Source organism: Affinirhizobium lemnae (assembly GCF_022968395.1).
Classification (GTDB): Bacteria; Pseudomonadota; Alphaproteobacteria; order Rhizobiales; family Rhizobiaceae; genus Neorhizobium; species Neorhizobium lemnae.
This window is the reverse complement of sequence record NZ_JALJQZ010000027.1, coordinates 1-22,564: the sequence shown is the minus strand read 5'-3', so window position 1 is coordinate 22,564 and position 22,564 is coordinate 1. Positions and strand designations below refer to the sequence as shown.

General features: G+C 58.6%; 24 protein-coding genes. 14 read left to right on the top strand and 10 right to left on the bottom strand.

Annotated features, from left to right (window positions below):
• The first annotated feature begins 7 nt into the window (after positions 1 to 7).
• The 10 genes from MUU53_RS15875 (at position 8) to MUU53_RS15830 (ending at position 6,609) form a co-directional block, all read left to right on the top strand.
• Positions 8 to 1,195: an NAD(P)/FAD-dependent oxidoreductase gene (locus tag MUU53_RS15875; RefSeq protein ID WP_377307359.1), complete on the top strand. Its 1,188-nt coding sequence runs from the start codon at positions 8 to 10 to the stop codon at positions 1,193 to 1,195.
• 84 nt (positions 1,196 to 1,279) lie between these two features.
• Positions 1,280 to 1,987, top strand: a complete 708-nt coding sequence (locus MUU53_RS15870) for a DUF1045 domain-containing protein (RefSeq protein ID WP_247261769.1) — start codon at positions 1,280 to 1,282, stop codon at positions 1,985 to 1,987.
• A 100-nt stretch (positions 1,988 to 2,087) separates the two neighbouring features.
• Positions 2,088 to 3,011 carry an allantoinase PuuE gene (gene puuE, locus MUU53_RS15865; RefSeq protein ID WP_247261768.1) on the top strand — a complete coding sequence of 308 codons (924 nt, stop codon included), beginning with the start codon at positions 2,088 to 2,090 and terminating at the stop codon, positions 3,009 to 3,011.
• On the top strand, positions 3,011 to 3,511 hold the full coding sequence (gene uraD, locus MUU53_RS15860) for a 2-oxo-4-hydroxy-4-carboxy-5-ureidoimidazoline decarboxylase (RefSeq protein ID WP_247261794.1): 501 nt from the start codon (positions 3,011 to 3,013) through the stop codon (positions 3,509 to 3,511). Before puuE ends, uraD begins: the two co-directional genes overlap by 1 nt.
• A 33-nt stretch (positions 3,512 to 3,544) precedes the next feature.
• Complete coding sequence (locus MUU53_RS15855) at positions 3,545 to 3,838, top strand: nucleotidyltransferase family protein (protein ID WP_247261767.1); 294 nt, start codon at positions 3,545 to 3,547, stop codon at positions 3,836 to 3,838.
• Positions 3,835 to 4,197: a HepT-like ribonuclease domain-containing protein gene (locus MUU53_RS15850; protein ID WP_247261766.1), complete on the top strand. Its 363-nt coding sequence runs from the start codon at positions 3,835 to 3,837 to the stop codon at positions 4,195 to 4,197. The genes MUU53_RS15855 and MUU53_RS15850 overlap by 4 nt, the downstream gene beginning before the upstream one ends.
• A gap of 6 nt (positions 4,198 to 4,203) precedes the next feature.
• The gene (locus tag MUU53_RS15845; RefSeq protein WP_247261765.1) at positions 4,204 to 4,704 is read left to right on the top strand and encodes an ureidoglycolate lyase; all 501 of its coding nucleotides are present in this window, start codon (positions 4,204 to 4,206) and stop codon (positions 4,702 to 4,704) included.
• Complete coding sequence (uraH, locus tag MUU53_RS15840) at positions 4,701 to 5,057, top strand: hydroxyisourate hydrolase (protein WP_247261764.1); 357 nt, start codon at positions 4,701 to 4,703, stop codon at positions 5,055 to 5,057. Before MUU53_RS15845 ends, uraH begins: the two co-directional genes overlap by 4 nt.
• Position 5,058: 1 nt before the next feature.
• A complete protein-coding gene (locus MUU53_RS15835) occupies positions 5,059 to 5,805 on the top strand; it encodes a metallophosphoesterase family protein (protein WP_247261763.1) in 747 nt (248 codons plus the stop codon).
• A gap of 129 nt (positions 5,806 to 5,934) precedes the next feature.
• Positions 5,935 to 6,609 (top strand): hypothetical protein, encoded by a 675-nt coding sequence (locus MUU53_RS15830; protein ID WP_247261762.1) that lies wholly within the window; start codon positions 5,935 to 5,937, stop codon positions 6,607 to 6,609.
• A gap of 68 nt (positions 6,610 to 6,677) precedes the next feature.
• On the opposite strand, the gene MUU53_RS15825 is transcribed toward MUU53_RS15830, so the two are convergent.
• The 4 genes from MUU53_RS15825 to MUU53_RS15810 form a co-directional block, all read right to left on the bottom strand.
• On the bottom strand, positions 6,678 to 7,823 hold the full coding sequence (locus tag MUU53_RS15825) for an alpha-hydroxy acid oxidase (protein WP_247261761.1): 1,146 nt from the start codon (positions 7,821 to 7,823) through the stop codon (positions 6,678 to 6,680).
• 95 nt (positions 7,824 to 7,918) lie between these two features.
• The gene (gene guaD, locus MUU53_RS15820) at positions 7,919 to 9,226 is read right to left on the bottom strand and encodes a guanine deaminase (RefSeq protein WP_247261760.1); all 1,308 of its coding nucleotides are present in this window, start codon (positions 9,224 to 9,226) and stop codon (positions 7,919 to 7,921) included.
• Between the two features lies 1 nt (position 9,227).
• The gene (puuD, locus tag MUU53_RS15815; RefSeq protein WP_247261759.1) at positions 9,228 to 10,472 is read right to left on the bottom strand and encodes a urate hydroxylase PuuD; all 1,245 of its coding nucleotides are present in this window, start codon (positions 10,470 to 10,472) and stop codon (positions 9,228 to 9,230) included.
• Positions 10,473 to 10,585: 113 nt separating this feature from the next.
• A complete protein-coding gene (locus MUU53_RS15810) occupies positions 10,586 to 11,542 on the bottom strand; it encodes a LysR substrate-binding domain-containing protein (protein ID WP_247261758.1) in 957 nt (318 codons plus the stop codon).
• Between the two features lie 127 nt (positions 11,543 to 11,669).
• Between MUU53_RS15810 and MUU53_RS15805 the strand changes: the two genes are divergently transcribed.
• Positions 11,670 to 11,891, top strand: a complete 222-nt coding sequence (locus MUU53_RS15805; RefSeq protein WP_247261757.1) for a hypothetical protein — start codon at positions 11,670 to 11,672, stop codon at positions 11,889 to 11,891.
• Here MUU53_RS15805 and xdhC read toward each other — a convergent pair.
• The 6 genes from xdhC to MUU53_RS15775 form a co-directional block, all read right to left on the bottom strand.
• The gene (gene xdhC / locus MUU53_RS15800) at positions 11,886 to 12,695 is read right to left on the bottom strand and encodes a xanthine dehydrogenase accessory protein XdhC (protein WP_247261756.1); all 810 of its coding nucleotides are present in this window, start codon (positions 12,693 to 12,695) and stop codon (positions 11,886 to 11,888) included. The genes MUU53_RS15805 and xdhC overlap by 6 nt on opposite strands.
• Before the next feature lie 279 nt (positions 12,696 to 12,974).
• Positions 12,975 to 13,352 carry an endonuclease domain-containing protein gene (locus MUU53_RS15795; RefSeq protein WP_247261755.1) on the bottom strand — a complete coding sequence of 126 codons (378 nt, stop codon included), beginning with the start codon at positions 13,350 to 13,352 and terminating at the stop codon, positions 12,975 to 12,977.
• 11 nt (positions 13,353 to 13,363) lie between these two features.
• Positions 13,364 to 15,700 (bottom strand): xanthine dehydrogenase molybdopterin binding subunit, encoded by a 2,337-nt coding sequence (xdhB, locus tag MUU53_RS15790; RefSeq protein WP_247261754.1) that lies wholly within the window; start codon positions 15,698 to 15,700, stop codon positions 13,364 to 13,366.
• A 235-nt stretch (positions 15,701 to 15,935) separates the two neighbouring features.
• Positions 15,936 to 17,408, bottom strand: coding sequence for a xanthine dehydrogenase small subunit (gene xdhA, locus MUU53_RS15785; RefSeq protein WP_247261753.1), 1,473 nt, complete (start codon positions 17,406 to 17,408; stop codon positions 15,936 to 15,938).
• A gap of 21 nt (positions 17,409 to 17,429) precedes the next feature.
• Positions 17,430 to 18,206 carry a 3-hydroxybutyrate dehydrogenase gene (locus tag MUU53_RS15780; protein WP_247261752.1) on the bottom strand — a complete coding sequence of 259 codons (777 nt, stop codon included), beginning with the start codon at positions 18,204 to 18,206 and terminating at the stop codon, positions 17,430 to 17,432.
• Positions 18,207 to 18,314: 108 nt separating this feature from the next.
• Complete coding sequence (locus tag MUU53_RS15775) at positions 18,315 to 18,812, bottom strand: invasion associated locus B family protein (protein ID WP_247261751.1); 498 nt, start codon at positions 18,810 to 18,812, stop codon at positions 18,315 to 18,317.
• A gap of 360 nt (positions 18,813 to 19,172) precedes the next feature.
• Here MUU53_RS15775 and MUU53_RS15770 point away from each other — a divergent pair, with 360 nt between their 5' ends.
• From MUU53_RS15770 to sbmA, 3 genes are all read left to right on the top strand, one after another.
• A complete protein-coding gene (locus tag MUU53_RS15770; RefSeq protein WP_062554727.1) occupies positions 19,173 to 20,237 on the top strand; it encodes an LLM class flavin-dependent oxidoreductase in 1,065 nt (354 codons plus the stop codon).
• Positions 20,238 to 20,257: 20 nt separating this feature from the next.
• Positions 20,258 to 21,013 (top strand): type I methionyl aminopeptidase, encoded by a 756-nt coding sequence (gene map, locus MUU53_RS15765; protein WP_247261750.1) that lies wholly within the window; start codon positions 20,258 to 20,260, stop codon positions 21,011 to 21,013.
• Positions 21,014 to 21,160: 147 nt separating this feature from the next.
• A complete protein-coding gene (gene sbmA / locus MUU53_RS15760) occupies positions 21,161 to 22,438 on the top strand; it encodes a peptide antibiotic transporter SbmA (RefSeq protein WP_247261749.1) in 1,278 nt (425 codons plus the stop codon).
• Positions 22,439 to 22,564 lie beyond the last annotated feature (126 nt).

Below are 22,564 nucleotides of genomic sequence, written 5' to 3'. Positions count from 1 at the left end.
TCCTTTTCTGACCCATGCGGATAGTGCGCTGCCCTCCGGCGGTCAATCCGTATCGGCAAGGCGCACTGTCGATCTTCTTGTCATCGGTGCAGGGGTCATGGGGCTGTGGTTTGCGCTGAAGGCCGGCCGCGCTGGATTAAAGACCCTGCTTGTTGATGCACAGGCGCCCGCCGCGGGTGCGAGCGGCGGCCTGCTGGGCGCCCTGATGGCGCACACGCCCGACCGCTGGAACGAGAAGAAACAGTTTCAGTTCGATGCGCTCGTGCAACTCGAAGAAGAGGTAGCGCGGCTGGAGGCTGCAACAGGCCTTTCCTGCGGCTATAGCCGGTGCGGGCGGTTGATCCCGCTGCCCAAGCCGCATCTGCGCACCATTGCAGAACGTAATGGTGAGGATGCAGTTCTTCGATGGCAGAACGGCGAGAGGCGTTTTGAATGGCGGGTGCTGGATACACCTGCCGATCCCAATTGGCTTTCTCCAGACGCGTGTGGTGCCGGGTTGATCGATGACGGTCTGGCAGGACGTGTATCACCACGCAGTCTGGTCGCCGCACTCGTGGCTGCTTGCGACCAGTTGCCGACCGTAAGCCGGCTGGATGGTGAGGCCGTTGCCAGGGTTCTCCCTGATCGGGCCATCCTGTCGAATGGCGAAGACCTCCGGTTCGGTCAGGCAGTGGTTGCGGCAGGCGTTGGTTCATTCGCACTGCTGGATGGGCTGGGGCCGGTACTTCGCAAACCGTTAGGGCGCGGCGTGAAAGGACAGGCGGCCTTGCTGAAGGCGGATGTTCCGGCAGACGCTCCGATCATTTATCTCAACGGGGTCTATGTGGTGCCGCACGAGAATGGCACGGTTGCAATCGGCAGTACGAGCGAGGAAGAGTTCGATGCGCCGTTCGACACGGATCATCGGCTGGATGCGCTTGTTGAAAAGGCGCGGGCTCTGTGTCCGGCGATTGCCGAGGCGCCGTTGGTAGAGCGGTGGGCCGGCTTGCGGCCAAGGGCTGTGGATCGCGATCCGATGATTGGCCCGCATCCCGATGCGCCCAATGTTTTCGCACTGACGGGCGGTTTCAAGGTCTCGTTCGGGATCGCCCATCGTCTGGCGGATGCGGTCCTTTCCGGCATGGCGGGGCAGCCAATGTTGGTTCCGGGTAGTTACGTGCTGGAGCATCATCTGAAAGTTGCATCCGCGGAGTAAAATCGACATATCCGTGTCGTCACGCTGTCATCTGAATCACCTATCTGCTGCTCGGCGAGGTCGGGGGACCTTGGAGGTTAGCAGATGCGGTATGCCATCAATTTTACGCCCACGGCGGCAGATCCACTGACCATTGCCGCATCGCAATGGCTTGGGAGAAACGCGTTCTCCGGTGAGGCCATGGAATTGCCGTTCATCCGGGAACTCGGCCTGCACGAGATTGCCTTCAACACGGCGGTGCCGCGCCGCTATGGCTTTCACGCGACGATGAAGCCGCCCTTCCGGCTTGCAGACGGCATGACCGAACCGATGCTGCTGCGGCATCTTCTGCATTTCACGGGTCAGCATCAGCCGATACCCCTGCCACGTCTCGAAGTCGTGCGGCTTGGAAACCGTTTTGCGCTCGCGCCGGAGCGCCCATGCCCGGACCTCAACCATCTGGCTTCGAGCGTCGTGATGCATTTCGATGCGTTCCGGGCTCCGCTTTCGGAGGCGGAACTGGAGCGGGTCGATACGGAGCGCCTGTCGGCCTCGCAGTTTTCCAATCTGCACCGGTTTGGCCATCCGCATGTGATGGACGAGTTTCGTTTTCACATGACGCTGACAGGTCCGGTGGGATCGACGGAAATGCCGGTCTTCGAGCAGGTGCTGAAGCGCTATTTCGAGCCTATTCTCCAGCGGCCGCAGGTGCTGGTCAATCTGGCGTTGTTTGTCGAGACAGAGCCGGGTGCGCCGTTTCTGGTGCACTCGCTTCATCCGTTGGGCAGTGTCTCCGCGAGGCGGATCGCTTGAATCGTGTTTCGTGAAAATGTCTTGTGCAATGCATTAGAAACACTCGACATTTGATTGGTGAGTGCTACCGTCGAAACCCTGTTTGAGAAGGTGATTTTCGATGGTGGCAGAACTCTATCCGCGTGATCTCATTGGTTACGGTCGCAATATTCCGGACCCGAAATGGCCGGGTGGTGCGCGTATCGCGGTCCAGTTTGTGATCAATTACGAGGAAGGCGGCGAGAGTTGCATTCTCGATGGTGATCCTGCATCGGAAAACCTGCTGTCGGAAATCGTCGGCGCGACCGCATGGCCCGGGCAGCGCAATCTCAATATGGAAAGCATCTATGAATATGGTTCGCGCGCTGGCTTCTGGCGTCTGCACCGCCTGTTCACGGAGCTGAACGTTCCCTGCACGGTCTATGGCGTCACCCTGGCGATGATGCGCAACCCGGATGCTGTGGCAGCCATGAACGAGGCGGGCTGGGAAATCGCCAGCCACGGCTATCGCTGGCACGAATACAAGGATTACCCGGAGGAGCTGGAACGGCAGCATATTCTCGATGCCGTGCGCCTGCATACGGAGGTCGCTGGCGATCGCCCCTATGGCATGTATCAGGGCAAGCCATCCATCAACACGTTGCGACTGGTGCAGGAGGAGGGCGGTTTCCTCTATTCCTCCGACAGCTATGCGGACGATCTGCCCTTCTGGGTGAAGGGTGTGGATGGCAAGCCTTTCCTCATCATTCCCTATACGCTGGATGCCAATGACATGCGGTTTGCCACGCCGCAGGGTTTCAATTCGGGCGACCAGTTCTATACTTACCTGAAGGACACGTTCGACGCGCTCTATCAGGAAGGCAAGGACGGCGCGCCCAAGATGATGTCCGTCGGTCTGCACTGCCGCCTCGTTGGCCGTCCGGGCCGTATCGCCGCGCTCAGGCGCTTCATGGAATATGTGCTCGAACACAAGAAGGTCTGGATTCCGAAGCGGATCGAGATTGCCCGCCATTGGCACGAGCACCACAAGCCGGACACGATCTGATCATGACACGGGAAGACTTTGTCGACCGCTTTGGCGGCGTTTTCGAACATTCGCCCTTTATTGCAGAACGCGCCTATGACGACGATCTGGTGCGCGGTGAGGCACTCAATGCCCAGCGGGTTCATGCAGCGCTGGTGGCGGTCTTTCGTGTAGCATCCGAGGAAGAGCGGCTAGGCGTGCTGCGCGCGCACCCGGATCTCGCGGGCAGGCTTGCGATTGCGGGGGAACTCACCGAAGACAGTCGGAAGGAGCAGGCAGGCGCAGGGCTGGATCGCCTTTCGCCGGAAGAGCATGCCCGATTCACCGAGTTGAACAATGCCTATACGCAGAAATTCGGTTTCCCCTTCATCATTGCGGTCAAGGGGTTGAACAGGCACGATATCCTGTCCGCTTTCCAGACGCGGGTGAACAATAGCTGGGACGAAGAGTTTTCGACCGCATGCGGGCAGGTGGAGCGTATCGCACTCCTGCGGCTTGAAAGCATGCTGCCTTCCGCATGAGGATGGGGTAGAATAGTCCGGCAGGAGTTGAACATGCGCCCATCGGAAGTGCTGGAGAAGAACAGGGAACTTATTCGGCGGCTCGTAGAGAAGCGCCAGGCAGCCAACCCGCGTGTATTTGGCTCCGTTGCCCGAGGAGAAGATCGCGAAGACAGCGACCTCGACATACTGGTGGATCCTCTGGATCATACGACTCTTTTTGATCTCGGCGGATTGCTGATTGATTTGCAAACTGCGCTTGATGGTATGGAGGTGCACCTTCTGACACCGGGTGACTTCCCAGAAAAAGTGCGGAGCGCGGTTTTGCAGGAAGCAAGGCCGATATGACAGATTTCCGTCTCCTGACTTACGTCGAGCAAATGACATCGGCTTCGGAAGAACTGTTGATGTTTGTTTCCGGCATGACGAAAGACGAGTTTCTGCGAGACGTTATCATCCAGCGTGCAGTCGGAATGAACCTGCTTATCATCGGTGAAGCAGCTGCCCAACTGGTGGAGAAATATCCGGATTTTGCCGCTCAGCATCCTGAAATGGCGTGGTCCGAAATGCGGGGTATGCGAAATCGTATTGCCCACGGCTATCTGAGCATCAACCTTGATACTGTTTGGGCAACGGTTGTTTCCGCGGTTCCCCAACTCCTTGCCCAGCTACGCGCTCTGCGCCATATCCATGCCCAAGGTGAATAATTCCACATGTCCAGGACCCTGCCCATCCAGCCGCTCACTCAAGCCGCATTTGCGCCGTTCGGTCAGGTGATCGAGGCCGATCCCGCCCGCATGAAGTTCATCAATGGCGGTAATACGGAGCGGTTTCATGCGCTCGCGGAAGCGGAGGTTTCAGGTGAAGATGCGCGTGTCATAATCAACATCTTCCGGGGCCAGCCTCGGCCGTTTCCCTATGCGCTGACGATGATGGAGCGCCACCCGTTCGGCAGCCAGAGTTTTTCGCCCTTGAATGGCCGTCCCTATCTTGTTGTGGTGTCGCAGGATGAGGCGGGCAGGCCCGGCGAACCGCAGGTGTTTCTGGCGCGGGGCGACCAGGGCGTGAACTATCGCCGCAATGTCTGGCACCATCCGCTGATGACGATCGGCACGGTTTCCGATTTCCTGGTTGTCGACCGCGACGGATCGGGCAACAATCTGGAAGAATTCTTTTATCCGCAGCCCTATAGCATCAGCGAGCCCAGTTTATGACCGGATTGACCACCCATGTTCTCGACACCGCACTCGGTAAACCCGCTGAGGGTCTAGCAATCGATCTCTTCCACCTGGAGGGCGAGACGCGCCGGTATTTGAAGTCTGTGGTGACCAACGCCGATGGGCGGGTGGATGGCGGGCCGATCCTGATCGGCGAGACGTTCCGCAAGGGAACGTATGAACTCGTATTCCATGCCGGTGACTATCTGCGCCGGTCCGGAGCCATCCTTGCCGAGCCCGCATTTCTGGATGTCATTCCCATTCGTTTCGGAATTGCGGACGAAAGCGGCCATTACCATGTGCCCCTGCTGATCTCGCCCTACAGCTATTCAACCTATCGAGGCAGCTGAGATGCGCTTTGCCGCCATCGCCGACATCCACGGGAACTGTGCGGCGCTGGAGGCGGTGCTCACGGATATCGGTCAGCAGGGTATTCCCACGAACGCCATCGTCAATCTCGGTGATTGTCTTTCAGGGCCGCTCGATGCCGGAAAGACCGCAGATCTTCTGCTCTCGCTCGATCTACCGACGGTCCGCGGCAATCATGATCGATACCTGGTCGAGCAGGCAGTCAGCGACATGGGGCAGTCTGATGCAGCAGCATTTGCGCATTTGACGGTCGAACATCTGGATTGGCTGCGCAGTCTGCCGGCATCGCTGGTGTGGAAGAACGAGGTCTTTCTCTGCCATGCCACGCCGCAGGCGGATGATGTCTATTGGCTCCAGACCGTCAGTAGAGATGGGTACGTTCATCAAAAAGCGCGTGCGGATATCGAGGCCCTGGCTGAGGGTATTTCCCAGTCGCTGATCCTGTGTGGTCATACGCACATGCCGCGCGCCGTAATGCTTTCTGACGGACGCCTGATCGTCAATCCCGGCAGCGTCGGCTGTCCCGCCTACTCCGACGCGGAGCCCGTGCCGCATCGGGTGGAAACCGGTTCACCGCTTGCCTCCTACGCAATCTGCGAGCGGCGTGACGGTCTATGGAATATTACGTTCCGGCTTGTGCCGTATGATCATCATCGACAGGCCGTGATTGCTGAGGCCAACGGTCGTCCGGAATGGGCGGCGGCACTCGCCACCGGTTGGCTTTCGTGAGGGAATAGTGATTTGCGCAAACGCAGCGGTGATCAGCGCAAAGGTCACCGCGTTGTGCGCTCAGGTATGTCCCGATATTTCTAAAACCGCAGGTCGTGATCCTGCGGTTTTATGTATGGGGGATTTTCCATGGAAGATATTTCAGTTGCTCAGGCGCTTGCGGATTTTGCGCAACGTCACTCGGGCGTCATTATCGAATCCACATCCGCTACAGTGGTCATCTACACAGGTGATCTCTACAACGTCGTAGGAAGTACGCCGGACCCGAAGATCAATGGCGTGACGTGGAAACAACTGCTGATCAACAACGGGATTGGCACCAATTCCAATGATCACTGCTATGCCACCTCACCTCTGCCGACCGGCTCTTCGTCGCATCCGAATTTCAGTGTGGGCGGTCACATGACACCGAACAGCGATGGCTCGGTGCCGACAGGTGGTAGTTGTTATCTGATGCCGCTTTGCTACTGGCACAACAGCACGTCCAACAATGGTGTGCCGTTTCCGCATTCGCCGGACACGATGCTGCAACTGTCCGGTTACATGCAGAGCGATCTGGCCGCGACCTTCGTGGCGCGCATGCCGAGCGCGGCGCCCTATACGCTTGTCGGGGCGCATGACGGTAATGTCTTCACCGCCGATGTGGCGGGGCCGGATGTCGCATCGTCCTGGGTCGGTCAGAAGGATGCCGCAACTGGCGGAGCTTTCCCGGAACATTACATCCTCTTCCGCCAGATCCGGGAGAAGGGTCTCATCAAGTACGTGATCGAGGATGCACGCGTGCCTGACCCGGCAAGTAAGTAACCGGATCAGGGATAAGGGATATCTCCGCGTTCCGGACCTGATAGTCCAGAACGCGGAATGTCAGACGCTTAATATGGATTGTGAGCCAATATGCTGCGATCCACCGTCTGAATATCACGCTTGCCGCAGAGCGCCATGGTCACATCCAGTTCCTTGCGCAGGATGCTCAGGGCCAGGTCCACACCCTCCTTGCCCATGGCGCCGAGGCCATAGAGGAAGGGACGGCCGATATAAGTGCCGCGCGCACCAAGGGCGACGGCCTTCAGGACATCCTGACCAGAGCGAATACCGCCATCGACATGCACCTCGATGCGATCCCTCACGGCGTCGACGATCTTCGGCAGCATGCTGATCGAGGAGGGAGCGCCATCCAGTTGACGGCCGCCATGGTTGGAGACGATCACCGCATCAGCTCCGGTATCGGCCGCCGCGCGAGCGTCTTCTTCATCCAGAACACCCTTGATGATGAGCTTGCCGCCCCACTGCTGCTTGATCCATTCAATGTCTTTCCACGAAAGACGTGGATCGAATTGTTCTGCCGTCCAGGAGCCGAGCGACGAGAGATCGGATACATTCTTGGCGTGGCCGACAATGTTACCGAAGGTGCGGCGCTTCGTGCCCAGCATTCCAAGGCACCATTGCGGGCGCGTTGCCATCTGCCAGACATGCTTGGGCGTGAACTTCGGCGGTGCCGAGAGGCCGTTATGAATATCCTTGTGGCGCTGGCCGAGGATCTGCAGGTCGGCAGTCACCACCAGTGCCGAGCAGCCGGCGCGCTTTGCGCGATCAATCAGGTTCTGGACGAAATCGCGGTCGCGCATCACGTAGAGCTGAAACCAGAACGGCTTTGTTGTGACTGACGCGACATCCTCGATCGAGCAGATGCTCATGGTGGACAGCGTGAAGGGAACGCCGAATTCTTCAGCGGCCTTTGCTGCCAGCATTTCGCCATCCGCGTGCTGCATTCCGGTGAAGCCGGTCGGGGCCAGAGCAACCGGCATGGCGACGTCATGACCGATCATGGTGCTCGTCAGCGACCGGTTGGTCATGTCGACCATGACGCGCTGGCGCAGTTTGATGGCTGCGAAGTCGTCTTCGTTCGCCCGATAGGTGCCTTCCGTCCAGGAGCCGCTATCCGCGTATTCAAAGAACATTTTTGGCACACGGCGGCGGGCAAGCCACTTCAGGTCGGCAATCGTCAGCGGGGCAGTCATCAGTCTCAAATTCCTCCGGGTCGTTGTTCAACAACTAGCATAGGTGTCGCCCGAAGGAAGCAAAAAGTATGATTTGGGAAGCCTTTGCTGCTCACCTAATCCAGAGGCTTCATCGGGTTTCCGGCCACGTAGGTTTCCACGACGGAACGGTCGTCACCCAGTGTTTGCAGCAGGAAAAGCTCTTCCGGCAGAGTGTTGACCGTTTCCATGCGCAGCCGCATGGCCGGTGTCGCGGAGGCGTTCAGCACCACCAAATCGGCATCGGTGCCTTCATCCAGCGTGCCGATGCGGTCTACAAGCGAAAGCGCTTCCGCGTTGCCCCGCGTCATCAGGTGGAAGCTTTCCAGCGGGTTCAGCCGCTCGCCCAGCAATTGCTGGATCTTGTAGGCCTCATCCATGGTCTTGAACATCGAATAGCTGGAGCCGCCGCCGATATCGGTTGCCACGCCGACGCGCACGGGCTTCTCGCGACGCCGGATGGCTTTCAGCGGAAAGAGACCGGAGCCGAGGAACAGGTTCGAAGTCGGGCAATGCACCGCAACGGATCCGGTTTCTGACAGCACATCCGCCTCGCGTTCCGAGAGATGGATAGCGTGGCCGAGCAGCGTCTTTTTGCCCAGCAGGCCGTAACGGGCATAGATGTCGGTGTAATCGGTCGCGTCCGGATAAAGCTCGCAGGTAAAGCGGATTTCGTCGTGGTTTTCCGAAAGATGTGTCTGGATGTGCAGATCCGGGAATTCGCTCGCCAGCGCCTGCGCGGCGCTCATCTGCTCTGGTGTCGAGGTGATGGCAAAGCGCGGCGTGATGGCGACGTGGTTTCGACCGTTGCCATGCCATTGTTCGATGACGGCGCGCGTCTCGTCATAGCCCAGCTGCGGTGTATCCAGGAGACCCTGCGGCGCGTGGCGATCCATCATCACCTTGCCGCCCACCATCAGCATGTTGCGCTTCATGGCCTCACTGAAGAAGGCGTCAGCAGAGGCTTTGTGAACGGAGCAATAGGCCACGGCAGTCGTGGTGCCCTGGCGCAGGAACTCGTCGTAAAAATGCGTGGCAATGCGGACCGCGTGGGCGCTTTCGACGAAGCGGCATTCTTCAGGGAAAGTGTAAGTGTTCAGCCATTCCAGCAGGTTGGCCGCGTAGGAGGCGATGACCTGCATCTGTGGGAAATGCACATGGGTATCGATCAGGCCTGGCAGAATGAGGTGCGGGCGATGGTCCACTTCCTCCACGCCTTCCGGTGCGGCAGCCTTCACCTGCGAATAGCTGCCCATCTTCGCGATGCGCCCGTCCTGCACCAGCAGACCGCCATCCTCTTCATAGAGATAGCTTGCAGTGTCGGTCAGGCTTTCCGGTGCGCGATGGAAGGAGAGCAGGCGGCCGCGAAGAAGAAGTGAGGTCATGTTACTGTGTTGCTCCGGCACCCTTGACGGCGCTTTCATACCAGGCCGTCAGAAGCCTGCGTTCTTCCAGCGAAATCTCGGTGATATTGCCCGGCGGCATGGCATGGCTGCGGCCTGCCTGAATGTAGATCTCATGCGCATGACGGGCGATCTCGGCATCGGTTTCGAACTTCACATCCTTGGGCGCAAAGCGAATACCCTCCCACACCGGTTCTGCCGCATGGCACATGGAACAGCGACCTTGGACGATTTCCTTCGCCTTACCGAAATGCGCATCGGCCACGAATTGCTGCTGCATGGGGGAAAGTACGGCCGCCTGCTTTTCTCCCGTCAGCACTTTCGGCACGGTGGAGAGCCATATGATGAGGATGAACAACAGCACGGTCACGAGCCATGTCCAGGTGGGCTTTCCCTTGCGGGCGTGCGTGGTGTTGAACCAGTGGCGGATGGTAACGCCCATCAGGAAGACAAGTGCTGCGATAACCCAGCTGAACTGGGTGCCGAACGCCAGCGGATAGTGGTTCGACAGCATGAAGAAGATGACAGGCAGCGTGAGATAATTGTTGTGCAGGGAACGCTGCTTGGCAATTCGGCCATATTTCGGGTCTGGTGTGCGGCCTGCAATCAGATCCGCCACCACGATCTTCTGGTTCGGAATGATGATGAAGAAGACGTTGGCGGACATGATGGTGGCGGTGAAGGCACCAAGATGCAGGAAGGCGGCGCGACCGGTAAAGATCTGCGTGTAGCCCCAGGCCATGGCGACCAGCACCACGTAGAGGATCGCCATAAGACCCCAGGTATTCTCACCAATGGGGGATTTGCAAAGCTGATCGTAGATGATCCAGCCGATGGAGAGCGAGGCCAGGGACAGCAGAATGGCCTGCCAGGAGCTCAGCGGCAGCACATCGTGATTGATGAGGAAGAGATCGGCGCCGCCATAATAGACCACGCAAAGCAGCGCGAAACCGGAAAGCCAGGTGACATAGCTTTCCCATTTGAACCAGGTCAGGTGTTCCGGCATCTGCGCGGGCGCGACCAGATATTTCTGGACGTGGTAGAAGCCGCCGCCATGCACCTGCCATTCTTCGCCATAGGCACCCGGCGGCAGGTGAGGGCGCTTCACCAGCCCCAGATCCAGCGCGATGAAATAGAAGGACGAGCCGATCCATGCGATTGCAGTGATCACGTGCAGCCAGCGCACGGCGAAGCTCAGCCATTCCCAGGCTATGGCATATTCATACATTTCGGTTTTCCCGATTCATTCCCCGACATGACACTTTGCGAAAATTCTTAAACGAAGAAAAGCAGAAAGGGTGCATTGCAGCAGATATTCAGTCTTGTTTGTATACGCGGCGGCTACGGGTTGCCGATATCCGGTGGCAGGTTGCTCGCGTTTGGTGGAAGCTCCATCGGCAATAATCTCAGGTCGTCTGCCAGCTTCTTCGGCAACCAGTCTCGAAAGGCCTGGATCTTTGCCATTCTGCGACGGTTTTTGGGATAGATGAGCCAGTAGCTAAAGTTATCGAGCATGTAGGTATCAAAGGGCGCGATAAGTCTGCCAGCGTCAAGTTCCTCACGATGGAAGAACGGGCTCAGCAACGCGACACCATTGCCTGCTATTGCTGCGTTTCCCTCGAGATCCAGAGCTCCAAAAGTGTCGATGGTGGTCATATTGGTCTCAGGATTTTCTACGCCCACTTTCCTGAACCAGGCTTGCCACCACGTTCCGCCGCCAATGATCAGCGGTAATCTTAGAAGGTCGGATGGATTCTGCACACCGCCAATGCTTTCCGCCAATCGTGGACTAAGCATTGGCGCGAAGTGAATACGAAAAAGCTCAAGCGCCTCCGCATCTGCGGGAGGGATGTCACCTCGCCAAATGAAAACATCGGCATTGTCTGTTCGAAAATCGACCGGTTTTTCTGCACGCAAAATGCGAACCGCAAGACCGGGATGTGAAAGCTGGAACGACCCGATATGGCGGGCCAGCCAATGGGAGGCAAAGGTTGGCGTAGACCGGATTTCCAGAACGCCCTCCGCCTCCTGCTTCGCGTCGGCGATTGCTTCTGACAGGAGTGAAAACGCTTCCGTTACCTTCGGGATCAGAAGTTCACCGGTCGCAGTCAGCGAGATGCTGCGTGCCTCCCGCAGGAAAACCGTTCGCTCCATATGATCTTCCAGCAGTTTGATCTGGTAGCTCACGGCGGTCTGGGTCATGCCCAGTTCTTCGCCCGCCTTTGTGAAGCTCTTCAGACGCGCCACCGCTTCAAAGGCTCGAAGACCGTTGAGCGGGAGCTTCCGAGACATTTTCATGCATAAGCTCTCTTTCTGGGTCGCTCGTCAGATTGAATTGGTAGAGTGCAGGAAACGGGTGGTATGTCACCGGATATGGGCTCATTTGTCGAGCCAGACATGAAAAAATCTAGTGTTGGAGGCGATCATGGCGGTCTGGACCTTTGGTTCTGCCCGGCGCAAAACTGCGTTCCGGACTTGGTACACGCATCTCAGGGGCAGGCTGTTGCGCTTGCCTTCGAAGGAGGTGGAACCGGTGCCTGACGAGCTACAGCAGGATCTCGCGATCAGTGGAGGAGATCGTCATTCCGATCGACCACGCGAGGATTTCTGGAAGCGGCTCGTCGAGCGCAGGCTGCCGCGTTTATGAGCCGCGGTCTGTAGTACGGCGCGCATAGGTCTCCAGCAGTTCCGCAGCCACCAGCGCCGCAATCACCGCCGGACGCTTGTCGCGGACCGTCCTGCCGCCGATGGGAAGAACCAGCTTCTCGCTTGAGACTGCGCCCTCCGTTTCCTTCGCCAGCCAGCTATTGAAGGTCGCCCGCTTGGTGGATGAGCCGATCATGCCAATATAGGCGAGATCGTTGCGGGCAAGGGCTTCCTTCGCGATGAGGAAATCCAGCGCGTGATCATGCGTGAGGATGATCACGGCGCTGGCTGCTGGTAGATCTTTTATCAGGGCTTCCGGCATGGCCACATGCCGCGCGGTCGCGGTGTCCGGCAGGCCGAGCAGTTCTTCCGCTCTTGTTTCCACCACCGTCACCTGCAAGGGCAGGGGCGAGAGGGCTGTTGCCAGTGCTTTTCCCACATGTCCCGCGCCGAAGAGCATGACTCTGGGGTTGGCCGCTGACTCTGCGGCAAGGCGTGACTCAAGGTCGGCTGCCAACTGTGGTGTTACGTGCTCGAAGGTTAGCAAGGTTCGCCCGCCGCAGCATTGGCCGATTTCCGGTCCGAGAGGCACGTCCATCTGCGTCTGGCCGCTGCCGTCGAGACAAGCGCGCGCATTGTCGATTGCCATGAATTCCAGCTGCCCGCCACCGATGGTCCCGAAGCATTCCGCAGCAGACACCAGCATGAATGCGCCCTGTTCCCGCGGCGTCGATCCCTTCGCGCTGGCAACGGTCACGAGGATGACGCGCGGGTTACGGCTGAAGAAGGTGGTGAGAGAGGTCATCTGATCGCGCCCTCAATCATCGGGTGGAATGCGAAAAGGGAGGCACCCCCCTCTGTCCTGCCGGACATCTCCCCCTCAAGGGGGGAGATCGGCAAGACGCAGCCTTTGAGACTCGCTCTTGCTCCACGGATGCCACGATCTGTGTAGGTACCAAGTGAATGGGCAGCTAACCACGAATCGATCTCCCCCCTTGAGGGGGAGATGTCCGGCAGGACAGAGGGGGGTAGAGCCGCCACATGCCGAGCACGGGACAGAGGGGGTAACGCTCCGACGTTGACGCTATAATTCTTCAAAGCGTTCAATTCCGATAACCTTAAGTATATGCGTGCAAACATCGTCCATTCGATTGAGCACTTCATCATTGGTGAAGCGGATGACCCGCCAGCCGAGTGCATTCAGCGCGGCATCCCGGTGGTCATCTCGCTTAATCTGCTTGTCCAATGAATGTGTGGCTCCATCGATCTCGATAATCAGCCTATGCTCAGCGCATGCGAAGTCCGCGATGTAGCCGCCAATTGGCATCTGCCGCCGAAAGCTTAAATCCATCAGCCGGTGCGCACGCACTGCATTCCAGAATTTCAGTTCCGGTTCCGTCAACGCGCGACGCATGCGCCGCGCATTTTGACGATTGCGAACCGGGACTTCGAAATGCGGCATGGCAACACTCGTTACATCGCCTTCAGCCGCTCCACGGCCATCAGCACGCGTTCTGGCGTTGCGGGTGCATCGAGGCGCGGGCAGACGGTGTAATCCGCAATGGAGGCAACGGCCATCGATAGCGCTTCAAGCACAGAAATGCCCAGCATGAAGGGTGGCTCGCCGACCGCCTTGGATCTGCCGATGGTGGCTTCCTTGTTTTCAGACCATTCCGCAAGCTTGACGTTGAAGATCTTTGGACGGTCGGATGCCAGCGGGATCTTGTAGGTAGACGGCGCATGCGTGCGCAGGCGGCCCTTCGTATCCCACCAGAGTTCTTCCGTCGTCAGCCAACCCATGCCCTGCACGAAAGCGCCTTCGACCTGGCCGATATCGATGGCCGGGTTCAGCGACTTGCCGACATCGTGCAGAATATCGGTGCGATCCACCAGGTATTCGCCGGTCAGCGTGTCTATGGAAACTTCCGAGCAAGCCGCGCCATAGGCGAAGTAGTAGAAGGGGCGGCCCTTGCCCGCCGCGCGATCCCAGTGGATCTTGGGCGTCTTGTAAAAGCCTGCGGCGGAAAGCTGAACGCGGTCGTAATAGGCGGCACGCACCAGCGTATCGAACGGCACCTCGTCCTCACCCACCCGCACGCGATTGGCAAGGAACTCTACCTGTTCCTTCTCCACCTTCCACTGGCGGCAGGCAAAATCGATCAGCCGTTCCTTGATCTGGCGTGCGGCGTCATAGGCGGCCATGCCGTTCAGGTCGGAACCGGAAGAGGCGGCAGTGGCCGAGGTGTTTGGCACCTTGCCCGTGGTCGTGGCGGTGATCTTCACCCGGTCAATATCGACGTTGAACGTGTCGGCCACCACCTGCGCCACCTTGGTGTAAAGGCCCTGGCCCATTTCCGTGCCGCCGTGGTTCAGGTGAATGGAGCCATCCTGATAGATATGCACCAGCGCACCGGCCTGATTATAGGCGGTCATGGTGAAAGAGATGCCGAATTTCACGGGCGTCAGTGCGATGCCCTTGCGGATGACCGGGCTGTTTTCGTTGAACTCGATGATGGCCTGACGGCGAGCGCGGTAATCACTGGAGGCCTCCAGTTCTTCCACCAGCTTCAGGATGATGTTGTCTTCCACCTCCTGATGATAGGGCGTTAGCGTGCGGCCCGATCCTGGTTGGCCGTAGAAGTTCAGCTTGCGGATATCGAGCGGGTCCTTGCCCACCACATAAGCGATTTCCTCGATGAAGCGTTCGCCGCCCACCATGCCCTGCGGTCCACCAAAGCCACGAAAGGCAGTGTTGGAGCAGGTATGTGTTTTCAGGGGTTTCGAGGTCAGGTGCACATGCGGATAGAAGTAGCTCGAATCCGCATGGAACAGCGCGCGATCCGTCACGGGGCCGGAGAGATCCGCCGAGAAACCGCAGCGTGCCGCAAAGGTGGCGTCCACCGCGTGAATGCGGCCTTCCTCATCGAAGGCGAGATCGTAATCGACGCGGAAGTCGTGGCGTTTGCCGGTGACCGCCATGTCTTCATCGCGATCAGGCCGGAATTTTACGGCGCGGTTCAGCTTCTTGGCTGCCACCGCTGCCAGGCATGCAAACAGATTGCCCTGCGTTTCCTTGCCGCCAAAGCCACCGCCCATGCGGCGAGTCTTCACCTCAACCGCGTTGTTGGCGCAGCCCAGAACATGGGCCACCATATGCTGCACTTCACTGGGATGCTGGGTGGAGGACCAGACGAGAATATCTTCGTCTTCACCCGGAATGGCCATGGCGATCTGGCTTTCCAGATAGAAATGCTCCTGACCGCCGATATACATCTGACCCTGAACGCGCAGTGGTGCCTTTTCGATTTCCGTTTCCGGTTCGCCGCGCTTCAGCGTCATGGGCTTGACGACCAGCGGCGCATCATTGGCCAGTGCGCTGTCAATGTCCGTCCAGTGCGGCAGATCGCGGTACTCGATCTTTGCAAGACGGGCAGCCCGGCGGGCGTGTTCTCGCGTTTCGCCGATGACCACGAAAATCGGCTGGCCGTGGAATTCGACCTTGTCGGTCGCGAGCAGTGGCTCGTCATGCTGGCCGGTTGAGGCGACATCGTTGATGCCGGGAATATCGGCAGCGGTAATCACATCCACCACGCCGGGAGCGGCGCGGACGGCGGTGAGGTCGATAGACAGGATTTCGGCATGTGCCCGATCTGCCATGCCAAGTGCTGCATGCAGCGTGCCAGCGGGTTCCGGAATGTCATCGATATATTCGGCGGTGCCGGTCACATGCTTGTGGGCGGAATCATGCCTGAGCGAGGTGTGCATTGGGCCGTTGATGGTGTGCTTGGCTTCGAAGGTGGTGGTATCCATTAGCGGGCTCCTTCGATCAGGATGTGTTTTGCAATTGGCTGGTGGCGGTCACTCCATCCGGCCAAAGAAAGTCCCCCTCTGGCTGCCGCCATCTCCCCCACAAGGGGGGGAGGATATGTGGCACCGCCTTCGCTGAACCGGAGCGCTGAAGGTGCGGCAAGTTAAGTCCCTCCCCCTTGTGGGGAGGGGTTGGGGAGGGGTTTTTATTCAAACTTTCAAGCGCTACAGCCATCCCTCAAGCCTCCTCGGGCTCGAAGCGAGACAGTTCCTGCGGCTGACCAGCCGTCTCCAGGAAGAAGCGCGTTAGCAGGTTCTTGGCGGTCAGCGCGCGATACTCGGCTGTAGCGCGCCAGTCCGTCAGCGGCGTGTAATCTTCATCGAAGAGATCGCGCACGGAAGCCACCGTGTTCCAGGTCCAGGGGCGACCTGCCAGACCGTTTTCGACATGGTTGGCGCGCTTGGGTGTACCGGCCATGCCGCCGAAGGCGATGCGACAGGTTTCCACGCAGCCCTCGCCATCCAGCTTCAGGTAGAAGGTACCGCAGAGCGCCGAGATATCCTCATCGCGGCGTTTGGAGATCTTGTAGGCTGCGTAATATGCTTCCTCATCCGGCAGCGGAACCGTGAATTTCTCAACGAACTCGCCGGGTTGACGGTCCTGCTTGCCGTATTCGATGAAATACTGCTCAAGCGGCATAGATCGCGAACCGGTGGCGGAGCGCAGTGTGAGTTCGGTGCCGAGAGCAATCAGCGCCGGAGGCGTATCCCCGATGGGTGAGCCGTTGGCGATGTTGCCGCCGATGGTTCCCATATTGCGCACCTGCTGGCCGCCGATGCGATCAATGAGGCGACCAAGCGCTGGATAATGGCTTTCCAGCACTTCGAAGGCTTGGGTATAGGTGACGCCCGCGCCAATGACGATGCCTGTTTCATCTTCCGTGATCGTCTGAAGGTCCGTCAGATGATTGATGAAGACGACCGGATTGATGGGCCGCATCTGTTTCGTCACCCACAGACCGACATCGGTTGCACCGGCAACGATGGTCGCGCCCGGATGCTCGGCCAGCACCTCTTCCAGATCGGAGAGTGTGCCAGGAATGATGGCCTGATTTTCACCCTTTGAAATACGGATGGTCTCGCTGGACGAGCGGATGGTCCAGAGCTTGGCCATGATCTCGGCGCGGTCTCGCTCGATCGGGTCGAAGAGGGCGCTTGGGCGTTGCATCGCCACTTGCTCGGCAGCCTTCACGATAGGTTCATAGCCGGTGCAGCGACAGAGATTGCCTTGCAGCGCCGTTTCGATTTCCGCCCGCGTCGGGTTCTCGGTCGTCATCCACAGGCCGTAGAGCGACATGACGAAGCCCGGCGTGCAGAAACCGCATTGCGAGCCGTGGCAATCCACCATGGCCTGCTGAACCGGGTGAAGTTCGCCGTTCTTTCCCGCCAGATGTTCCACCGTCACCACATGGGTGCCGTGGAGTGAGCCTACAAAACGGATGCAGGCATTGACGCTTTCGTAGCGCAGCGCGCCGCCGATCAAGCGACCGACAAGCACGGTGCAGGCACCGCAATCGCCTTCCGCGCAGCCTTCCTTGCTGCCGGTCAGCCTTCGTCTCAGCCTCAGATAATCCAGAAGCGTTTCCGTCGGAGCAAAATCGTCTAACGCAACGTCCTCGCCATTGAGAATAAAACGGATGGCCGATGTCATGCCTGTTCCCTTATGAACGGTTTATTGGGCGGTCCAGCCGCCGTCGATGGAGATGTGTGTGCCAGTAATTTGCCGTGCTGCGTCGCTGGCGAGGAAGAGGGCGGTTGCGGCCACTTCCTCGATGGAGACGAATTCCTTCGTCGCCTGCAAACGGAGCATGACGTCCGTCTTGACCGCCTCTTCCGAGATACCACGTTCGCGCGCCGTGTCGGGGATTTGTCTCTCCACGAGGGGCGTCAGCACGTAGCCGGGGCAGATGGCGTTCACTGTAATGCCGGTTTCGGCCAATTCCAGTGCGGCGGTTTTGGTGAGACCCAAAACGCCGTGCTTGGCTGCCACATAAGCAGATTTGAACGGGGATGCAACAAGTCCGTGCGCCGAAGCCACGTTGATGATGCGCCCCTTGCCCGCCTTCTTCATCAGCGGAATTGTGTTGCGCATGGTGTGGAAGGCGGAAGACAGGAGGATCGCAATCAGCTGATCCCACTTCTCGACTGGAAAATCTTCGATTTTCGAGACATGCTGGATGCCAGCATTGTTGACCAGCACATCCACCGTTCCGAACTCGCGGGCAGCCGTGGCAATAAGGTCGGCAATCTGGTCCGGCTTGGTCATGTCCGCGCCGTGATAGAGAACGCGGCCCGTGGAAAGCGAATCAAGCTCTGCGCGAGCGGCCTCGATTTCTTCCGCTTTGCCGAAACCGTTGATGATCACGTTGGCGCCTTCGGCTGCGAACGCACGGGCAATGCCAAGCCCGATGCCGCTGGTGGATCCGGTTACGACGACGCTTCTGGCCATGCTCATTCTCCCTGTCTCACGGCTCTGTTGCAGTGCATGAGAGGAAGGTATGCCTAAAGCGGCACGGCTGGCAACGCCGTCGTGAACCTGTCGTTCGGTACGGATCCTTTAGCGGCAGTTGCTGACCGCGCTGAGCGCTGCGGAGACACCTTTCAGTGAGTAGGTGTAGCTGGTGTCGGTGCCGCGTGCAGATATGGCTTTGATAGTCATGTCGCTGCCGCCACGCATGGCCGCAACAAGCTCTGGCTCTCGCTGCGGGTCGCGGACCCAGGCCGCGTTCTCCTTCGGAATCATCGTGAAGGTATCGCCGCCAATGGTAACGGTGAGCTTCGAGCCTTCCTTGAGGCTGTAGCCCATGATGGCCTGCGGCATCAGTCCGGATTGTCCGGTCTGCGGCGCGACCAGAAAGAAATTGTCCCCGTGACTAACGCTTGCCGGTTGCTGCTGCACCGGCACGGAGAGCACATAGCAGTTCTTGGCCGTGCCAGCGCCATAAGAATAGACGCCCCAGGCATCGAATTGCTTGATCCGGTTCGGTTGGGCTGCAAAAGCCGAGGTGGATAGCAAGGCGATGGAAATGACTAGGGCGCATGTCTTTATGGACATCGAACTCTCCTGATCAGAAATGTGAAAAACAGCCCAGCCGAGCAAGCTCGAGACGGGCGTGACAGCGTGTGATTGAACCGGGGCAGAGTTATCGAATGGTTAAGGACGGGATCAACCCTTGAGACACTCCGCTCACAAAGGGTTGATGATATGTGCTCATATACCATCGATCGTTGGGTTGAAGTGGCGTGCGAGGTTCCTGCGATCATGCTTCCGGAAGGCGCCGTAACCGGCTGATTGCGGAATCGTTTTGGCAGTTGCGTATCGAATTTCTTGACAGATTGTTTCGAGACTTTCTGCTTTGCAGGAGGCGTGCCAATTTTCTATCTACGAGCTAATGTTAAAACACGGATGATGATCATGGAACTCGGCCTTTATACCTTTGCGGATGTCGATCCCAATGCGGCGACCGGAAAACGCGGACCGGATGCGGCACTGCGGCTGAAGCATCTGCTGGAGGAAATCGAGCTTGCCGATCAGGTAGGGCTCGATGTCTTTGGCCTTGGCGAACATCACAGGCCGGATTATGCCGTCTCGTCACCGTCCACGGTTCTGGCTGCGGCGGCGGTCAAGACAAAGACCATCCGGCTGACGAGCGCTGTTTCCGTGCTGAGCTCCGATGATCCGATCCGCGTGTTCCAGCAGTTTGCGACGGTGGACCTTCTGTCTGGCGGACGCGCCGAAATCATGGCTGGCCGTGGATCTTTCATCGAATCCTATCCGCTGTTCGGCTACGACCTCAACGACTACGACCATTTGTTTTCCGAAAAGCTGGACATGCTGCTGACGCTCCGTGACCAGGAGATCGTCAACTGGTCCGGCGAATTGCGGGCGCCGATCAACAATCGCGGTGTCTATCCGCGTCCGCTGCAGGAGAAGCTGCCGATCTGGATTGCTGTCGGTGGTACGCCGCAAAGCGTGGCGCGGGCTGGCGCCATGGGACTGCCGCTGGCCGTTGCGATTATCGGCGGTGAATATGCGCGCTTTGCGCCATTCTTCGAATTGTACCGCGAGGCGGCCCGGCGCGCCGGCCAGGATCCGACAAAGCTGAAGACCAGCATCAATGTTCATGGTTTCATCGCCGATACGACGGAAGCTGCAGCCGATCAGTTCTATGGGCCGCAGGCGGCAGTCATGGATCGCATCGGCCGGGAGCGCGGCTGGCCACCCACCAACCGCGCACAGTTCGACCGTGCACGGTCTGCGCCGGGCAATCTGTTTGTTGGCGACCCCGAACTGGTGGCGGAGAAGATCGTGGCCGCGCATCGCGTGTTCGGCAATGACCGCTTCCTGCTGCAGATGGCAATCGGCCTGATGCCGCATGATCAGATCATGCGGGGCATCGAACTCTTCGGCACGAAGGTTGCGCCTCTGGTCAGAAAAGAATTGACCTCGCAACCGGAAGGGGCGAAACCCGCCGCCTGACGCGGTTGATGGATGATGTGATGATTGTTTCCAGCGAAGACGAATTGGAGAAGTTGAAGGCCATCGGGCGGTTGTGCGCCCGGGCCGTCGACCTGATGGGCAAATCGCTGGAGCCCGGTATCACCACGAAGGAACTCGACGATATTGGCCGCCGGCTGCTGGAAGAGAACGGAGCGCAATCGGCACCGGAATTCTGCTACCAGTTTCCGGGCGCCACCTGCATAAGCGTCAATGAAGAGGTTGCACACGGCATTCCCGGAGACCGCGTCATTCAGGCGGGCGATCTCGTGAATATCGATGTCTCTGCCGTGAAAGACGGATTTTTCGGCGATACAGGATCTTCCTTTGCCGTGCCGCCGGTGAAGCGTGAGATCGAAAAGCTGGTGCGCGATGGACGTCGGGCGCTCTGGACGGGTTTGCAGCAGGTGAAGACCGGCAAGCCCATGGCAGGCATCGGCAACGCCATCGGGACCTTTGCCAAGAAAAACCGCTATACGCTGATCACCAATCTTGCCAGCCATGGCGTTGGCCGTTCGCTGCATGAGGAACCCTCGGAGCTTCCGACATGGCCCGATCCGGACGAGACGCGGACCATGGAGGAGGGGCTTGTCTTCACGGTCGAGCCGTTTCTGTCGCTGGGCGCAACCTGGGCCGAAGACGGCGGCAATGGCGACCCGTGGACGCTTTACGGGGATCCGCGCGCTCCGACCGTGCAGTTCGAGCATACGATTGTGGTGACGCGGAACGGCCCGCTCATTCTCACGCTGACGGAATAAAGATTAGGATTAGGCAGCTTTCGTTCGCGCCTTACAAATGCGTAAGATAATGGCTGCGGCATTGCTGCGCCGCATGAACTGTCCTAGTTTCGCGCGCAAATCAATCCATGCGGCCACTTTCGGCTGAGCACAAGGAAACTCGCTTCCGTGTTTCACTCGTTTTTTCCCAAACCGAAATTCTACTTCGCTTCCGGAATCATCTGGTCGCTCGTGTGCGTCCTTGCCTGGTACTTCTTCGTGGATGGCCTGGGCGCAAGGCTTGGCTTTGCCGTGCCGGACGGAACGCCTGAACCTTACGATCTCAGCTATTTCGCGTTTCCACCAAACGTCTGGTTTTACGCCTATTTTGCGCTGTGCCTTTTTCTGTTCGGCGCGACCTGGACGGTGATCGCCAAGGATCATCCGTGGAAATGGTGGTCGATCTGGGGAAGCCTGCTGATCATTGCCGTGACCTATTTTGGCGTGCAGGTCACCGTTGTCATCAACAACTTCCGTCGGCCTTTTGGGGATCTGCTGCAGAACGCCCTGTCACAGAAGCCCGGCATCACGGTCTGGGATTTCTACAATCTGCAGATTATTTTTGCGAAGATCGCCTTCCTTTCCATGGGCGTCTCCATTCTGACTGACTTCTTCACCAGCCACTACATCTTCCGCTGGCGTACGGCGATGAACGATTTCTACATGGCCAACTGGGAAAAGCTCCGTCATATCGAAGGCGCCTCGCAGCGTGTGCAGGAAGACACGATGCGCTTTTCCGCAACGCTGGAAGGCCTCGGCATCAACCTGATCAATTCGGTGATGACGCTGATCGTGTTTCTGCCGATCCTTTATGCGCTTTCAAGCTACGTGACCGAACTGCCCGTCATTGGCGAAATCGCGCATCCGCTCTTGTGGCTTGCCATATTCTGGCCCGCCTTCGGCACCGTGCTCCTGGCTGTTGTCGGCATCAAGCTGCCCGGCTTGAACTTCCGGAACCAGCGCGTGGAAGCGGCTTACCGAAAAGAGCTCGTCTACGGCGAAGATGACGCTTCTCGAGCTCAGCCGCCGACGGTGAAGGAGTTGTTCGGCAATGTGCGCAAGAACTACTTCCGCCTGTACTGGCACTATCTCTATTTCAACGTGTTCCGCTATTTCTATGTGCAGGCAGACGGCATCTTCCTGCTGATCATGCTGGTGCCGACGATCGTGGCGGGCAAGATTACTTATGGTATCTACCAGCAGATCGCGACTGCTTTCGGGCAGGTCAGTAATTCGTTCCAGTATCTCGTCAACTCCTGGACGACGATCATCGAGCTTCTCTCCATCCACAAGCGCCTGAAGGCCTTCGAGGCGGCCATCGATGGCGAGCCTTTGCCGGAGATCGACCAGCGCTACCTCGCCCGCGAAGACAGCGATGGCGAGATGGCGGCAAACAAGCCGACCTGAAGAAGACAGAAGGCCACGCGGGAAACCGGGTGGCCTTATTCTTTCAGAGGCTAGGCGGTAGTGACGATTTAGCTATTTGAGCCAGATGGCGATGGCTGCGAGTTTGACGAATCCCATGAAGTTGGC

What these genes read in the sequence shown, in the direction of transcription:
- MUU53_RS15870 (WP_247261769.1), top strand. Translation starts at nt 1,280, where the DNA reads ATGCGGTATGCCATCAATTTTACGCCCACGGCGGCAGATCCACTGACC.
- puuE (WP_247261768.1), top strand. Translation starts at nt 2,088, where the DNA reads ATGGTGGCAGAACTCTATCCGCGTGATCTCATTGGTTACGGTCGCAAT.
- map (WP_247261750.1), top strand. Translation starts at nt 20,258, where the DNA reads ATGATTGTTTCCAGCGAAGACGAATTGGAGAAGTTGAAGGCCATCGGG.
- MUU53_RS15810 (WP_247261758.1), bottom strand. Translation starts at nt 11,542, where the DNA reads ATGAAAATGTCTCGGAAGCTCCCGCTCAACGGTCTTCGAGCCTTTGAA.
- guaD (WP_247261760.1), bottom strand. Translation starts at nt 9,226, where the DNA reads ATGACCTCACTTCTTCTTCGCGGCCGCCTGCTCTCCTTCCATCGCGCA.
- MUU53_RS15850 (WP_247261766.1), top strand. Translation starts at nt 3,835, where the DNA reads ATGACAGATTTCCGTCTCCTGACTTACGTCGAGCAAATGACATCGGCT.
- MUU53_RS15795 (WP_247261755.1), bottom strand. Translation starts at nt 13,352, where the DNA reads ATGCCGCATTTCGAAGTCCCGGTTCGCAATCGTCAAAATGCGCGGCGC.
- MUU53_RS15780 (WP_247261752.1), bottom strand. Translation starts at nt 18,206, where the DNA reads ATGGCCAGAAGCGTCGTCGTAACCGGATCCACCAGCGGCATCGGGCTT.
- MUU53_RS15835 (WP_247261763.1), top strand. Translation starts at nt 5,059, where the DNA reads ATGCGCTTTGCCGCCATCGCCGACATCCACGGGAACTGTGCGGCGCTG.
- MUU53_RS15805 (WP_247261757.1), top strand. Translation starts at nt 11,670, where the DNA reads ATGGCGGTCTGGACCTTTGGTTCTGCCCGGCGCAAAACTGCGTTCCGG.
- uraH (WP_247261764.1), top strand. Translation starts at nt 4,701, where the DNA reads ATGACCGGATTGACCACCCATGTTCTCGACACCGCACTCGGTAAACCC.
- MUU53_RS15775 (WP_247261751.1), bottom strand. Translation starts at nt 18,812, where the DNA reads ATGTCCATAAAGACATGCGCCCTAGTCATTTCCATCGCCTTGCTATCC.
- xdhA (WP_247261753.1), bottom strand. Translation starts at nt 17,408, where the DNA reads ATGACATCGGCCATCCGTTTTATTCTCAATGGCGAGGACGTTGCGTTA.
- MUU53_RS15830 (WP_247261762.1), top strand. Translation starts at nt 5,935, where the DNA reads ATGGAAGATATTTCAGTTGCTCAGGCGCTTGCGGATTTTGCGCAACGT.
- xdhB (WP_247261754.1), bottom strand. Translation starts at nt 15,700, where the DNA reads ATGGATACCACCACCTTCGAAGCCAAGCACACCATCAACGGCCCAATG.
- MUU53_RS15770 (WP_062554727.1), top strand. Translation starts at nt 19,173, where the DNA reads ATGGAACTCGGCCTTTATACCTTTGCGGATGTCGATCCCAATGCGGCG.
- MUU53_RS15855 (WP_247261767.1), top strand. Translation starts at nt 3,545, where the DNA reads ATGCGCCCATCGGAAGTGCTGGAGAAGAACAGGGAACTTATTCGGCGG.
- MUU53_RS15845 (WP_247261765.1), top strand. Translation starts at nt 4,204, where the DNA reads ATGTCCAGGACCCTGCCCATCCAGCCGCTCACTCAAGCCGCATTTGCG.
- puuD (WP_247261759.1), bottom strand. Translation starts at nt 10,472, where the DNA reads ATGTATGAATATGCCATAGCCTGGGAATGGCTGAGCTTCGCCGTGCGC.
- MUU53_RS15825 (WP_247261761.1), bottom strand. Translation starts at nt 7,823, where the DNA reads ATGACTGCCCCGCTGACGATTGCCGACCTGAAGTGGCTTGCCCGCCGC.
- xdhC (WP_247261756.1), bottom strand. Translation starts at nt 12,695, where the DNA reads ATGACCTCTCTCACCACCTTCTTCAGCCGTAACCCGCGCGTCATCCTC.